Origin of the sequence: Bremerella cremea, from assembly GCF_003335505.1 — a bacterium.
Classification (GTDB): Bacteria; Planctomycetota; Planctomycetia; order Pirellulales; family Pirellulaceae; genus Bremerella; species Bremerella cremea_A.
The window spans coordinates 227,019-242,399 of sequence record NZ_QPEX01000030.1 but is presented as its reverse complement, the minus strand read 5'-3'; the positions used below and the strand labels follow the sequence as shown (position 1 = coordinate 242,399).

The 15,381-nt window shown below is 54.0% G+C and carries 8 protein-coding genes; all 8 read right to left on the bottom strand.

What is annotated here, in order from left to right:
• Complete coding sequence (locus DTL42_RS15855) at positions 1 to 2,379, bottom strand: glutamine amidotransferase (RefSeq protein ID WP_114369699.1); 2,379 nt, start codon at positions 2,377 to 2,379, stop codon at positions 1 to 3.
• Positions 2,376 to 6,011 (bottom strand): hypothetical protein, encoded by a 3,636-nt coding sequence (locus tag DTL42_RS15850; protein ID WP_114369698.1) that lies wholly within the window; start codon positions 6,009 to 6,011, stop codon positions 2,376 to 2,378. The genes DTL42_RS15855 and DTL42_RS15850 overlap by 4 nt, the downstream gene beginning before the upstream one ends.
• Complete coding sequence (locus DTL42_RS15845; protein WP_114369697.1) at positions 6,008 to 8,116, bottom strand: BatA domain-containing protein; 2,109 nt, start codon at positions 8,114 to 8,116, stop codon at positions 6,008 to 6,010. The genes DTL42_RS15850 and DTL42_RS15845 overlap by 4 nt, the downstream gene beginning before the upstream one ends.
• Positions 8,113 to 9,093 (bottom strand): DUF58 domain-containing protein, encoded by a 981-nt coding sequence (locus DTL42_RS15840; RefSeq protein WP_114369696.1) that lies wholly within the window; start codon positions 9,091 to 9,093, stop codon positions 8,113 to 8,115. Before DTL42_RS15840 ends, DTL42_RS15845 begins: the two co-directional genes overlap by 4 nt.
• Positions 9,093 to 10,106, bottom strand: a complete 1,014-nt coding sequence (locus DTL42_RS15835; RefSeq protein ID WP_114369695.1) for an AAA family ATPase — start codon at positions 10,104 to 10,106, stop codon at positions 9,093 to 9,095. Before DTL42_RS15835 ends, DTL42_RS15840 begins: the two co-directional genes overlap by 1 nt.
• Before the next feature lie 54 nt (positions 10,107 to 10,160).
• Positions 10,161 to 11,006, bottom strand: a complete 846-nt coding sequence (locus tag DTL42_RS15830; protein ID WP_114369694.1) for a DUF4159 domain-containing protein — start codon at positions 11,004 to 11,006, stop codon at positions 10,161 to 10,163.
• Positions 11,003 to 13,582, bottom strand: coding sequence for a tetratricopeptide repeat protein (locus tag DTL42_RS15825; protein WP_147274300.1), 2,580 nt, complete (start codon positions 13,580 to 13,582; stop codon positions 11,003 to 11,005). Before DTL42_RS15825 ends, DTL42_RS15830 begins: the two co-directional genes overlap by 4 nt.
• Before the next feature lie 346 nt (positions 13,583 to 13,928).
• Positions 13,929 to 15,374 carry a DUF1501 domain-containing protein gene (locus DTL42_RS15820; protein WP_114369692.1) on the bottom strand — a complete coding sequence of 482 codons (1,446 nt, stop codon included), beginning with the start codon at positions 15,372 to 15,374 and terminating at the stop codon, positions 13,929 to 13,931.
• Positions 15,375 to 15,381: the final 7 nt, after the last annotated feature.

Sequence of the window (15,381 nt, the reverse complement as noted above, 5' to 3'; positions counted from 1 at the left end):
TTAGGCAAGTCCTTTCCAACGTCGAAGTCCCCATTCGAGCACAAGCAAACCGACAGCCAGTAAGAATACCGCCCAAGTATGCCATACCGAATGAATTTTCGGCTCGACCACGGGAATGTCGCGATTGGCCAGGGTTCGAACAAAGGCGTCGAGTCCACTCAGGGAGATCATCTCGCCGCCAGACTCGCGGGCGATCGTTTCCAGGAATTCGCGATTCGGCTTCAACGTGAAAAACTCATCGCCAGCCGGTTCAGACACCCAACCGGTCTCGGTTTGCTTGATCTCGCTACCATCAGGGTTTCGGGCGATCACTTTGGCTCGGTACGCCCCCGATGTACGTGGAACGTAACTGGCAGCATATTGCCCAGAAATCGCATCTTTCGGCTCAGCGGTTAGCGTCAATGTTTCACCTGACGGGGTCGTCACCTCGATCGTAACACTCGCGTTATCGAGCGGCCTGAAGTTTTCATCGTTCACTTCCACGGCAATTTCAACCGGATGGTTCGGATCGTCTAGCAGACGAACCGCTTCGACTCGAACGCGTTGTGGAACTTCACCGACCAGCCAGCGAATGGTCTGTCGCCAAGCCTTTTCTAAGTCTTCATTGTCAGGCGATGCTTGATGGAGCTTCCAACGCCACAAGTCTCCTACTAACAACGCTCCGGTTCGTCCTTTGCCGAAACGTTGAGTCACCAAGGCAGGACGGTTTTCCCCTTGGGAAGTTTGCACCGATAACAGCTCGCTGGCGCCAGGCTTTATCGTCCCGACGGCGTTTAGGGACCGCAGCTTCGGCATCTCGACGAGCCGCTGTTGTTCTTCCTCCTGCGTTGTGCGGACACGCACCCAAGGCTCTAACAGGCCTTCTCGTGTTAAAGCCAAGGCAAACTCTTGCTGCTGCGGTTGTTGTTTAATACCACTGAGATAGATCGGCAGCAATTCTCCGATGGGAGAACGATGGTAGTCTCCTTCTACGAACGACTCCATACCGCCGAGCATCAACAACCCGCCGCCACGCATGCTGACGAACTGCTGCACCAGCGATTGCTGTTGTTGCGTGAAAAAGTCGGCCTCCAGGTCGTCGAGAATGATCGCGTGGTATTCGAACAGTTCCTCAGCGGACTTGGGGAAACCGCCTGCGAGTTCTCCTTCTTCCAGCTTGCCTACTCGTAGTAAAACCGCTTCGTCGTACTGTTCGACCTGTTCTTTCTTTTCGTCATCGGTATTGGTGAAAATGCGGTTTGCGTTGGAATCCTTATCACGAAATTGAAATTTGGGTTCCTTCTTGGCGATGCGAATCAGTCCATGCAGCTCGACCTCGTCGTCTTCGGCTAACGAGCGATTCAGAAATTTGAATTCCCAATTCGGTCGCCCCGAAACATACAGCACGTTGTAAGGCCCCTGACCACGGTTGACCATTACCATGCGGCTATTGTTTAGTAGGGTCGACTCGTTGCTTTTACTGGCGTCTTCAAAAAGCCCCTGCTGCGACTGTGCATAGGCACGAACCTGATAGAAAAGCACGCCTCGCTGCGTTGGTTTCACTTGAAAGCGGACCGAAAACGCCTGGTCGTCACGGATGTCGGTTACCGTTTGTGTTTGAAGCGACTCTCCTTTTTCGTCCAAGAGTTCAACGACCACTGATTGTCCGGCAAAACCTTTCCCTTCAATCTCAGCGGCAATGGTTACCGGGGCAGCCTCGAAATTGGTTTGACTGGCCGTTACCCGCTGCACGCCGATATCGCTGGCGGTATCCTCGCTGCCCAGCATCACGGGAAAGATCGGGGGATAGTTGCTCCAGTCGATATTTGCATTCGCTAAATCGGTCGCGTTTCCATCGGTGAAAAGCAAGATACCGGCGATCGGACGATCGGCGTAACGCTGAGCCACCGACGTCAGAGAGTTCACGACTGCCGAAGCGTTGCCATCTGCGGTGTAACTCTGAAAATCTCCTACCGGCACAAGCTGCTGGGCAAACTCGTAGCGGCGAATATCAAACTCTTGCCCTAAGCGAACTTGCCAAGGAATGCTTCGGTCGAGCTGTTCCTTGAGCTTATCGGCACGCGTAACCGTTTCGTTTAGATCAGCGACTTGCAGGCTTTGCGAGCGATCGGCGACCACGGCAAACAAATTAGCCCCCGGGACAGGCTTCGATTCGCTACGCATTGGCTCGACGAGCATAGCAGCCAACAGCAGTACCGCCAATGATTTGCAAGCAGCACAGCAAAGCTTCAACCCAAGCGAGGCCTCGATGCTGCGGTACGCCCACATCACCAATAGGAAGACGCTTCCTCCGAGCAGGCACGCCGGCACGATCCAGTTGCGCGCCCCCCAGACGTTCGGCCACTCAAGGACAAACTGCTGCTGAATCCAGTCGCTCATTCACTGCTCCCGAGACGTTCGTAGTAGCGACGGACGGCATTCTCGTACTGCACCGGTACCGGGTCCTTGTCAATCGGCACGCGGGCATCGTCCTTGGTGCGTTTGAGCAGTTCTTCCGCGATCCGGTTTTGCAGTTGCGTCAAGGGGCGGGCAATCCGCTGCTGAATGATATCCCACTGCGGGGGCGCGGAAGTGTCGAGAATCTCTCGCCGAATCTCACGGGCCTCGTCACGAATCCGAGCCGCCTCGGCCCGGAGTTCAGGATCGTCGACAATTTCTTCCACATCACGCAGTCGATCAGACCAATCAACAAAGTCATTGCCAGAGAAAGGAGCTGCAGGCCCCAATCCTCCTTGGTTAAGAAACCGATCGAGCCCGCTGCCCGCCAGATCGTTCCCCCCACGATTCTCGCCCTGTTGACCCTGCCCTTGTTGTTGCTGACCTTGTTGTTGCTGACCTTGTTGTTGCTGACCTTGTTGTTGCTGACCTTGTTGTTGCTGACCTTGTTGTTGCGGACCTTGTTGTTGCGGACCTTGTTGTTGCGGACCTTGTTGCTGTTGTGGGGCACCGGTTCGGCTTTGGTCGGTGTTTTCTTCTGATTCGCGTGCTTGTTGGTTGGGCTGGCGACCTTCTGCGCGGGCCAGTTCTCCTTCTAAGTCTTCGTTTAAGCGTTCTATTTCGCCCAGAGCACGCCGGAGCGTATCGGTTTCGTCACCGAGGATTTGTTCGGCGGCTCGTTCCACGCCTTCCGCGAGTAGATTAATGCCTTGCTGAGCTTCCCCTTCTTGTTCAGCGGCTTCTCGAATGAAGCCTCGGTCTAAAAGCTTCTCGGTGGTCTCTAACGCTTCTTGTGGGTCTAACTTCCGGGTGTTGCGAATCGACTCATACAGTTTTTCAGCCAAAAGGGGCTGCGAATCTTCCGCTTCCTGAATAGTTTCACGCATCCGTTCGAGTAATTGTTCTAGTCGCTGTTTTTGTTGGGCAAGCTGCTGCTTGGTTTCCTCTTGCCCATCCGCTTCCCGCAGCGAATTGCTGTTTTCGCTGGAGCCGTCGCGCAGCTCCTTTAGTTGCTCGGCCAGCTTTTGCTCTTCTTGGACCAGTTCCTCGGCTTGCTGGCGTATCTCGCGGACTTGATCTTCGAACTCACCCGAGGTTCGCTTTTGAAATTCTTCTTTAAGATCATCGAGCACCTGCTGAGCACGCGTCCCTTCGTTGGCCGCCTGGGTGACCATTTGCTGCTGAAGTGCTTCAGACGAACGTCGCGTATTTTCGCGAGCTTGTTCAAGCTGTTGACGCTGCTCGGCCATGCGTTCTTGATTTTCCGGTCGCTCCATCCGCTCTTGCAATTCGTCGGTATCTCGCAGGATTTCTTCCTGCTCTTCACGAAGGCGTTTTAGTTGCCGTTCGGCTTCGGCGCGTTCTTGTTCCGTTTCTGCTGCTTCCAGGGCTCCTTGCAATTCTTTAATCCGCTCGTTGAGGTCATCTTGCCGCTGCGCTAGTTCCCGTAAGCGATTGAGAATCTGTCGGTCTTCCCGTGCTTCCTGCTCTTCTTCGGTCTTCGCTTGCTGCTCTTGGGCGTAACGATTTTCGTCCTCGTTAAGCTGTAGTTGTTGAAGTTGCTGCTGCGAGCGGCTGTTTTGAGCCTGTTGGGACTGCTGCGATTGTTGTTGTGATTGCTGCGACTGAACGACTTCGTGTTCGCGAGCCCGGAGACGCAAGAGCCCTTGATAAGCGGCTTGCTCGGCTTGGAGGGCGGTTTGAAGCTCTTCCAGCGATGCGTCTTGGGCAGCCGACTCTAGCGTGGTCTGAGACTCAGACATGCTCTTGCGAACCGCCATTGCGTGTTCAATCGATTCGACATCTTGAAGGCTCTCCTCCAGTTCTGCTAACTGCACTAATGCATCGGCTTGCGACTGAGCGATCAATTTGACATCGTCGATGAACTGAGCAGAAGGTTCCGAACGTGTTTCCCGGCGAATTATCTTCCACGTCGCATTAATGATCTGCTTCTGCAGTTCGGCCAGCTGTTGAGCTTGCTGGGCATTTTGGCCTCCTTGCTGTTGCTGCTGTTGTTGTTGCTGAGCCCCGTCTGGCGGTTGTTGCCCTTGGCGGAAAATTTCTTCAAAGGGACGCACCTCCGCAAAGAACATATCGCTGGCCGTGCGTCGCACTTCTCCGGTCGGCCCTATATCTTCTGCCCAGAAATACCACGAAAGGAGTTCGTCTGGCTCGGCAGCGAGTTCCTCGAAGGCCAAAAGGTGCTCGGTTTGAACGCGATCTTTGGCTGGGAAACGATCTCCCAATATGACTTCACGATCGAGCTTACCCGGAATCGAATAGCTGATCCCCACGCGTTTCAACCCGAAATCGTCCCAGGCCGAAGCGGCCAGATCGACTTCTTCGATCGGCGATACCTCAATGTCGCGTGTTGGCTGAGCCAGTTTGATATCGGGCGGCAGGTTGGCAATCATCGTGATACGTAGTTCAGGCGGGTTCTTATTCGTCCGCCCGGCATCGTCGGTTAAATGCAGCGTCACTTCACGCGATCGATCGACGGTAATCGTTGTGGTGTAAGTCAGCGGATCCGAGCTATTCGCGACCAGTTCGATCACCTCGTCCCCTTCCTGGTTCGCTTCTACAAATCTCGCACTCGCCAGCGGTTTGTTTACCTTGCAAAACAGCGTCAACTGAGAGCCTTCGACCGCAGAGACACGGCGAACATCTTGAATGAACTTTTCCTCCTGCTCGGTATAGCTGGGAAAGACCAACTGGGCGTCGGTTTGCAGCAGCAGTGGGTACTCGAACAACGTTACCTCGAAGTCGCGCGTAACCTGGTTGGCGAATGCGACGCGATAGCGAAGTGGCTGCGAGACGGAGGCAATACGTCCACCGAACCAAGGATCGTCGAGCGACTGCGACATGGGGGCCGAATGCTCTTGACCATCTTTGGTGGTGTAACTTAATGTCGCATCCGGGGGCAAGCGATCGGCAAACCGAGCCAAGACCAATAAGCTCGTTCCCCGCTCGACTTCGGTATCTCCAGGCTCGATTGTTGCCTCGTAATTTGCCCCGCTCAGAACGACGTCGTCGAAGTTGAGGTCGTCGTCTGACCGGTTAGCGACAAGCTCTTGGTTTAACGACCCTAATGCCAAAGTTGCCAACGCCATCAAGAGTACGCCAAGGTATGCCGCAGCCAGGGCAATCCCCATTTTGCTCGAGGAAATCACCATTTCCCAGTTGTGACTCAGGGCATGGTAAACGGCCTTGTTGACGACTTCTCGTTGCAAATATCCCAAACGCCCTGTTTGAGGATCGGGTTGCTGTTCGACTGCGGTAAGCAGGGCCGAATCAAGTTGTGGGTAGTGGGTTTCAATCTGGTGCGCGACCTGACGAACATTGCGTCCTGAACGCTTGCTAAATGCGTAGACAAGCAAAGAACCGACCAAGACAAAGCCGGCCGCCCAGATAAAGCCCCCCTCAACGATGTGCCCGGTCGACTTGCTGGTGAAATAGAGCAAACCAACCAGCAACGCGCCGCAGAGCCAGACAACGCCCATGCCGCTCCAAAATCGAAACGTCCGCAATCGCCGGGCGACGCGTTCGAGTTGGCGGGTGAGTTCGCGATCGATCATGCGAGGTCTCCCAATTCCGTAGCGGGTTGATACGTCCGTCGGGCGGCAAGCAGCGTCTCGATACCTAATAGAATCAAGACGGCCACGATCAGCCACTTCCAAATTTTCTGGCGACTTTCTAATTCGATATCGCGTAGCTGCCGCATTTGCTCTAACTGCTCGGCTTGCGTAGGCGTAGTCCCTAAGACAATGCCTAGCTGTTCCAAGCGTTCCTGCGGCAGCGAATCGGTCTCGCTTTCTGCATCCGCTAAATTGACGGCAAACGGGGTTTCCTGCTTGTCATGTAGCAGCGTGTAGATTCCAGGAGCGGACGTCTCAGTAAATTGTGTCGCACTTTCGACCAGTTCAACCGTTGCTCCGTCCGGCAAGCGTACCCTCCGCCCACCAGTCGACACTGGGAGTGGAACCGCTTGATTGACGACGTAGGACTGGGAAGCCAATTGCCCACGCGCGGCCAATTCTAACCAGCGCGATAAGAGAGGTAAAAATTTGGTCGAAAGGGCCAGCTGACTATCGTTGCAATTCCAACCAGCGGTCATCACGTACAGCTTGCCAGCACCACGAGTGGTTGACCAGAGTGCTGGTGAGCGGTCTTCAAATTGGGCGATTACATTGGGGTTATCGACCCCTTCTAAATTCACACGCCGGTGACGCCAAAAACGAATCTTGGTGAAATCGTTATAGCGTGCGGCAGCGAACGGCACGAACAATGGATGGCGGAAATCAATATGCCCCAGCATCGCATAGTCTTCCGGTTTGGCAGCGGCGTTATCGGTGCTTTCTGCCAGACTGATCCCTCCGAGCCACTCGCTCATCTCACGAGCCATTTCGTCGTTTTTGAGAACCACCAGGGCATGGCCTCCATGGCTTAAATAGCGTTCCATCACTTTTTGCTGTGGCGGAGTGAGCGTCTGGCTAATTACGACAAAACGGGGGCCAGCGTCAAATTCCCACTGGGGAACGCTCTGTGCATCGTAGGCGTTGACCTCAACCTTCCTGGCTGGCGTCTCGCCAAACGCACGGCTCAAGTAGAAAAGCATCTCCGCCGGATCGTCATCCGCTTCCGAACCAAAGTAGGCAATTTGAATCTGTTCCTGTCGAGGAGGAACGACATAGAAAGTGTTGTCAAACTCCATTCCTTCTCCATCCCCGCGTAGCTGCAGCCGATCTGGCTTCGCCTCGCCCACATCGTACGGAACATCTAGGACAAGGCTCTCCCCAGGCGGGACATAGAACGTAACCGTGCGCGGCAGGTCGGTGGTTCCGTTGCTCCAGGCCACATCAAATTGTTCCGTCTGGGCGCCGGCGACGTTGCGAACGCGAACTCGGGGAACGTATGTTTGATCTACGGCATCATCGCCACGAGCAAGCAGACGAACTCTTGCGTTGGATTCTGGTGCAGTCACAAGCGTGCGAACGGCTAGTCGAACCGACTTTGGCCACTGGCTGGTCTGCAAGGCATCTAACTGCGAGCCAGATTGTACATCGCCGATTAAGACGATTTGCAACGCCGCATGTGTCTGGCGAAGGTCATCGGCAGCTTCCAGGCGTTCAGCCACACTTAGCAAGGCCGTTCCTAGGTTACTTGCTCCCCAGGTCGGCTCTAGTTCATCAAGTTTATCTCGAACCAGTTCTCGTCGCTGGCTACGTGTGAGTTGGCCGGTATCCTCTGGCGTAACGATGGTTTGCAATGTTTCGCCGAACCCGAACAACGAGACTTCATCGGTTGGTTCCAGCGCGTCCACGGTTGACTTGGCTTGCTCGATCGCTTGCTGCCAGAGATTCCCGCGTCGCATACTGGCACTTTGATCGATAAGAATCGCTATGTGCCGCTGAGGAGAGTCTTCTGGCGAAAGTTGCGATTCGCTGCGGAAGTAAGGTCGCATAAACGCGATCGCCAACAACAAAATAACCAGCGATCGCAGCAGCAACAAAAGCCATTGATCGAGCCGACTTCGACGCGTTAACTTGGGCGGAGAAGGCTTCAGAAACATTAACGAACTGAATTCGTAATGTGCCTTGGGCGTCCGCCGAATCAAGTGAAATAAGATCGGAGCTGCAATCGCTGCCGCCCCTAGTAGAAAGATCCCGGAAAGAACACTCATGAGCCACTTCCTGCGATGGGTGTTCTTTGACGCACCGTCCCCCTGTTCCGCTTCATTCGGTCGGCCAGCAAGTCGAACAATATAAGCTCTAACGGACGATCAATCGCGATCGAATGTAAATCGATTCCCAGGTTATTGCAGATCGTTTGCAGAGCTTGGGCGTGCTCTTGAAATTCGTGCAGATAACTTTCGCGAGCCGCTTCAGGATCTATATACAGATTGCGTCCTGATTCGATGTCGTGAAACATCGCTGGCTTTTCGAACTGAAAATCAATTTCACGTGGATCAAGCACTCGCAGAATGACCACTTCGTGCCCTCGAGCTCGTAGGTAACTCAAGTTCTTCTTGAGCGACCCAATAGGGGTCAGCAAATCGGAAATGAGGACCACGACACCTCGCTTAGCTACCGTCGCCGCGATTTGTTCAAGCGGTTTCTCGATATCGGTCGCCTTACCGGCTGGGGCCCGTTCGAGGCTCATCATCAATTGATGCACGTGCCCAGGACGAAAGCGGGCCGGAATCCGATCGGTTATCGCTTCGTCAAACGTCAACAGCCCGACCGCGTCTCGCTGCAGCGAAAGAAAATAAGCAATCGTGGCGGCGGCAGTCTTGGCGTATTCGGCTTTGGTGTAGCCGACGGTTCCGAAGCTCATCGAGCGGCTTAAATCAACCAATAAATGGCAGCGAAGATTTGTTTCGTCCTCGAAGCATTTGATAAAGTATCGATCGGACCGGGCATACAATTTCCAATCGAGAAAACGCGTGTCATCTCCTGGCGTGTACTGCCGGTACTCGGTGAACTCAACCGAAAAACCATGATACGGCGAGCGATGCAGCCCGGTCAGAAAGCCCTCGACGATTGCACTGGCGCGCAGTTCCAGATTCTTGATCCGCATCAACGAACCAGGATCGATCAGGGCGGCAGCGTCACGTTTGCCACTAGTCGGCTTGGCAATGGGGGTCGAACCGCTACTCATCAGGCCCCCGGTACCGGAATGGTTTTCAACAGTCGATCGATTACCTTCTCAACGGTTACCCCTTCGGCTTCTGCCCGGTAGCCGACCAAAATGCGATGCCGGAGCGTAGCATGGGCTAGTGATTTGATGTCGTCTGCAGCAACGTGCGGGCGACCTTGCAACAAAGCCCGAGCTTTCGCCCCCAATACCAGGTACTGTGCCGCCCGCAATCCGGCTCCCCAGGTCACCCAGTCGTTGACAAAGTCAGGCGTGTTCGGCCGGCCGGGTCGCGAAGCATCGGCCAAACGGACCGCATACCGGACTAAGGTCTCAGCAATGGGAACCTTTTTCACAATCCCATGAAACCTCAAGACATCCTCACCGGAGAAGAGAGATTTAATCGGTTCGTTGGCACGAGAGGTTGTTTGATTGACGACCGCAACTTCGTCATCTTCCGGTAAGTAGTCCATCCAAATGTTGAACATGAATCGATCGAGTTGTGCTTCCGGTAGAGGGTAGGTCCCTTCCATTTCAATCGGGTTCTGCGTTGCCAGCACAAAGAAAGGTTCTTCCAGCGGATAACGAACCCCAGCCGCTGTGACTTGATGTTCCTGCATCGCTTCCAGCAGGGCCGCTTGTGTTTTGGGAGGGGTACGGTTGATTTCGTCGGCCAAGATAACGTTAGCGAAGATCGGCCCCTTGGCGAACTGTAGCTTACGACGACCTTCTTCGTTTTCTTCCAAGATTTCGGTGCCGGTAATGTCCGCCGGCATCAAGTCTGGTGTGAACTGGATGCGGCGAAATTCGAGATCGAAAATCTGCGAAATCGAATTCACCAACAAAGTCTTCGCCAAGCCAGGCGCCCCGGTAATTAGGCAGTGCCCTCCCGCGAACAAGCAAAGCAAAAGCTGCTCGATGACCTCGTGCTGCCCGATCACTGCTTTAGAAAGTTCGCCCAAAATCTGTTCGCGGCCAATGCGAATCTGTTCGACAACTTGTTGCTCGGCGTCGTGGCCTTCAGTCTCGATACTCACGATGAATTGTCTTTCTCGGCAAATACGAATGGAAGATGAGCTTAGGCAGCAGAATCAGTGGGTCATTGCATAGGTGATAATATTGATCCCCAATGGATAAGCAAAACGTTCGGAATATTGTTTGAAGTAAGCCGGATCGACACCTTCTTCTTCCCAGCCATCCCCGAGATCCGTGTTGTGGCAAATGACGACCATCATTCGTCCCTTGTCGTCGAAGATCCCTTTGTAATGGGGTTCTTGGGCATCGAAACGTTCGGTGGTGTTACCTCGCATCCATGTGCCAATACTGACAATCATCGGCTTCTCAGGCAGGTCGTACACTAAATGGAAGATGTCGTGCTCTAGCGGCAGCTCTTGCGGTTCGCGGTCGGGAAAAACTCGTTTAATGTTTTGGTAAAAGGTAAACCACTCTTCCTCGCCCCAAAAATCGTCAACCATCAAAAAGCCACCGTTCAGAAGATAGCGCCGCAGTCCTTGCACTTCCCCTTCCGATAGATTCATGTTGCCCGGTTCGACCAAGTAGAGAAAAGGATAGTCCGACAAATTGTCGTCGGTCAGTTCCACAATCACGCTTTCCGGGTGCACTTCCATCGACGTCAACTCGCGCAGGCGATGGGGCAAGTTCAAATCGCTTTCCGGAAAATCGACTGCCCACTTATCTCGCCAGCCGTACGACGTGTATTTCACCCGGGCGAAACGAAACGCATCGTGCTGAAACCGTTCGTCAATCTCCCAGTCGTTGCGTGCACCTCGCTCTGGGCTACTCCGGTAACCACGGCCACCCCCGAAATTATCACGCATACGTCGACCTTCGCCGAATTGGGCGAAGACGATGCCGGTGACCAGCGAAAGGCATACGAGCAAAAGCAATAGCCGTGCTGGAATCGATTTCAAAGTCATTTAGCTTCGTCCGAAAGCGGTGAAGTAGCGGGGGCTTCCAGGGGAGTGTCCGATTTTTCCGTAGGTTGGGAACCTGCGGGGGTTGCCTTAGGCGAGCTTGTCTCTGGAGGTGGGCTTTCCTCTATTTCTACAAGCGAAAGCAACAACTTATGCGCATCGCGATAACGAGGTGCTTCTTCCAACGCCAACAACACATGCCGCCGGGCCTGCTCTGGTTGCTCGGCTTCTTTCAGCAATAATGCCACTCGATAATGAATATCCGCCGGATCGTAAGGATCCATCTGAGTAAGCGTTTGCAGGCCTTCGATCGCGACGTCCCGATCTCCGATTTGCTCGCCAGCTCGGGCAAACCATTGATGAGGCTCTGGCGTTAAAGGATTGACAGCCAAGATCCGCTTTGCATCGACAACCACCGCCTGCCAATCTTCCTGCTCTGCATGCAACTCGGCTAGGCGACGATAGACCTCCAACGCATCGGAACGAAGTTCGGCTAACTGTTGTAACACCTCGACCTCTTGTTCGGTTTCGCCCAATTCGTGATGAATTTTTGCCTTCATCTGCCAAGCATTCCCTTCGCCTGCATAATTGGGGGCAAACTTCAGCAGCTTTTCAACCGGCTGCTGGGCTGCTTGCCACTGCTCTTCCCGCAGTAGGGCCAACGCATACTGCTGCAGAGCCAGAAAATTGTCGGGGTGCTCCTCGATCCAAGCTTTCCAATCAGCCGACTTCGTAAACGGGGGAAGTTCGTCGGCAGCGAAACTAGCCTCTGCGGCGAAGGCTTCTGCTCTTTCACGAATATACTGCTCGAAAGCCGCGTCCAGCCCATCCAAGGGAGCCGCATGCCTTGCCAGGGCGTCGTTGATTTGCAAACCCTTACCGAGATCGACCAGAATGGCTCGCAGGGCGTCGATACCAAATTGGTCGACCAGAAACTCGACTGCCAGCGCCGATTCGTAATAGGCAAACAGCAAATGCTGGGAACTCGGAGGGCGACGAAAAGCACTACTTAGTTGGCTCACCGGGGTGAGGTCATCTCCTAAAATCATCTGGCGGTAAGCGGGCGACATCGATTGTCCCCAGGCCGGATTCTTCAAACCTTCCTCATAAACCGAAATCCCTTCACTGAGCCAACGAGGCATCTTGTTGCGGGTTTTAGTCAACGTAACCACGTGACAAAACTCGTGCCACAAGACAGCTTCCCAGTTCGCAGGATTCTCGCCTTGGGAAGCGGGCGAGTTCATGGTGATGACATTGCCGAAACAAACTCCGAGAAAGCCAGCCCCGCCTGGTAAACCAAACGTGCGAATCGCAAAGTCTTGCTGCTTGGGAAAAATCTCGACGGCAATCGTCTCCTCCAACTGCACATCGTACTTTTCACAAAGTACCTGCTTCGCTTCTCGTAACAACTGCAACACGCGTGGCCCGTAAATTTCGGCTTCATGCGCATCCATCCGCACCACAAAACCATCACTCCGCAAGGTGCGAAATTTCTGCATGTGCTGATGAAGCGTCGACAAGTTATGGGCGACGACATTGTAGTTGTCTTGATCGAAGACCTCTGCCGCTAATTGCCAGCCTGTTTCATCTTCGCCGATCCGCAATAGATCGTTCGCTAACTCCATCTTGGCCGGTAAATAGTCGCCATCAAAAGCCAACGCTCGACGCTGGGCCGCCGCCGCTTCCACAAAACGATACTTCTGTGCAAGGTACTTGCCGATTAGATAATCGACTTCAGGATTGTCGGACCAATGTTTCAATGCTTGAGCACGGCAATAACTTTCCCGCTCTGCGTCGTTGGCCAAATGCGCCAAGACCGATTCGATCGCCCATGCCCGAGGCTCGGCTGGGTTAACCTTCAGAATCTGCTCTAACACTTGCTTGGTTTTGTCGTAGCTTTCGGCAAGCAGATGGTTCTCAGCAACCAGTAAAAGACTGGCAACATGATTTGGGTTAACCTTCAATGCTTGCTGCAAATAGCTATCGGCCTTTTCGGTATCGCTCGATTCAAACGAGCGAGCCAGACCATACAAGACATCGGGATTGTCCTCGTCGACTTGCAGGGCCTTTTGATAGTCTTCTGCCGCTAAAGCATAGTCGTTTTTGGCCAGGGCTAACTCTGCTGAAGCAAGATAAGCCCCCACATAGCTCGGGGCTCGCTTCTGTAACTGCTTGTAAATATCGACACGAATCTGTTTCGGATCGGCACCGATTTCCAGAAAAAACTTGCCGATAACAATCATCGTGTCGAGGTCACGATAGGTACTGCTTGAACGCTCGATTCGGGCTCCAATTTCAGCCAGAACTTCATCCGCTTTAGCTGACTCTCCGTTGAAACGAAGCACGTCTCGCTCAAGCCACAAGAGCCTCATATTGGACGAGGAAATCTTCTTGGCCTCTTCCAAGGTCGCCGCCGCTTCTGCATAACGCCCGAGGGCCATCTCGCTATCGAGCTTCAGAAAACGCCACTCCAGCGAGAACGAACCCTTTTCAATCTCTTGCCCTGCGAGCTCTGCGCACTGGGCGTACTGACCGGTGCGATACAACTCGCGGGTTTCTGCCAAGGTTGCCGCCAACACAGGAAACGCAGTCCCAAGAATTCCCGCAACGACAATTGCCCAACTAGATGTTCGGGCAAGACAAGGCAATAAGGATCGCTTTCCTCCCGTACGACGAAACTCTGGCAAAACCGGCTCCTTCTTCGATCGACATCCTCTGTCCCGCGCACCCGCTATTGTAGAGAGGCGGATTCGCAATAGACAAGGATTATTTATCGACTAAGGTACAGATCCCTACGTAGCAGGTCTGATTCACCCGTTTCGTAATCCGCTTGGAGCCGGCTGGCACATCCATATTCGATATGCCCAAGATGCTGATAAGATGGCAATCGATTCGATGGTCGAACAGAGCATGTTAAACGGCAGGCTAGGCCAACAAAGCTTCAACCGGGTGATGCTCCTCCACGCCGGTCAAGCGGAAGTTAAGACCGCGAAAGCGGAACGTTAGCTGCTCGTGATCGATACCTAAGCAGCGCAAAATAGTCGCTTGCACATCATGCACATGAACCGGTTGTTCAACTGGGTGAAAACCAAGCTCATCGGTTTGCCCCAAGGTGATCCCCGGCTTGATCCCTCCTCCGGCAAACCACATAGTGAACGCTTGCGGATGGTGATCACGACCCTGGCTGCGTCCCAGGGCGGCGCTCGCTTCGACCATCGGCGTACGGCCGAATTCTCCTCCCCATACGACTAACGTGTCTTCCAACAAACCGCGTCGTTTCAAGTCTTGTATCAGTGCCGCACAGGCCTGATCGGTTTGCTTGCATTGCCCCTGGACGCCTCCCTTGACGTTGCTGTGATGATCCCAACCGGCATGATAGACTTGGATAAAACGGACCCCTCGTTCTGCCAAACGTCGAGCGAGTAGGCAGTTGTTGGCAAAAGCCTGACCGGGATCGCTCAGATTGGCACCGTACAAGTCCAGCGTCTCAGCCGACTCTTGCGAGAAGTCCATCAATTCAGGGGCACGTGTCTGCATCCGAAACGCCATTTCGTACGCATCCATCCGCGTTTGGATTTCTGGATCACCCACCGCGTTTAATTGGCGTTGGTTCAGTTGACGAATCATATCGATCGACTCACGCTGGGCTCGTTTGTCGTAACCAGCCGGGTTCGAGACATGCAGGATCGGGTCTCCTTGGCTACGGAACGGTACCCCTTGATGAACCGAAGGCAAAAAACCGGCGTTCCACATCGCGGCTCCACCACTCAAACTACCGCCACTTTTGAGCACCACAAACGAAGGCAAATCTTGTGCTTCGCTCCCAATGCCATAGCTCAGCCAAGCACCCATGCTTGGTCGCCCAGGGACGCCGTTGCCGGTATTGCAAAACAACTGCGCAGGCGAATGATTAAATAGGTCGGTGTGAACCGAACGTACTACGGCGATGTCGTCCACGACTTTGGCCAAGTGTGGCATCACCTCTGAGATTTCCGCCCCTGATTGTCCTTGCTTGGCAAACTTGAACTGCGGGCCCAGTACGGCAGCATCTGGCTGAATAAAGGCATACCGCTGCCCTTGAATCACCGAAGGTGGAATCGGTTTTCCGGCAAGTTCAGCAAGCTTAGGCTTGTAATCGAACATATCCAATTGACTCGGCGCGCCGGCCATGAACAGATAGATCACGCGTTTGGCTGTGGCAGGAAAGTGGCCGCTTTTGGGCGCGAACGGGCTGGCAGCTTCCGACGCCAAAACCCCGCCAGGCGTGGCCGATTGAGCCAAGAGCGAGGCCAACGCGATTTTGCCAATGCCGACGCCGCAATTACGAAAGAAGTGACGTCGAGTTTGAAGCTGCAGAGAATTTAAACTCATCGGTATT

Excerpts from the sequence above, each read along its gene's own strand:
- DTL42_RS15850 (WP_114369698.1), bottom strand. The coding sequence starts at position 6,011 with ATGATCGATCGCGAACTCACCCGCCAACTCGAACGCGTCGCCCGGCGA.
- DTL42_RS15845 (WP_114369697.1), bottom strand. The coding sequence starts at position 8,116 with ATGAGTGTTCTTTCCGGGATCTTTCTACTAGGGGCGGCAGCGATTGCA.
- DTL42_RS15855 (WP_114369699.1), bottom strand. The coding sequence starts at position 2,379 with ATGAGCGACTGGATTCAGCAGCAGTTTGTCCTTGAGTGGCCGAACGTC.
- DTL42_RS15820 (WP_114369692.1), bottom strand. The coding sequence starts at position 15,374 with ATGAGTTTAAATTCTCTGCAGCTTCAAACTCGACGTCACTTCTTTCGT.
- DTL42_RS15830 (WP_114369694.1), bottom strand. The coding sequence starts at position 11,006 with ATGACTTTGAAATCGATTCCAGCACGGCTATTGCTTTTGCTCGTATGC.
- DTL42_RS15840 (WP_114369696.1), bottom strand. The coding sequence starts at position 9,093 with ATGAGTAGCGGTTCGACCCCCATTGCCAAGCCGACTAGTGGCAAACGT.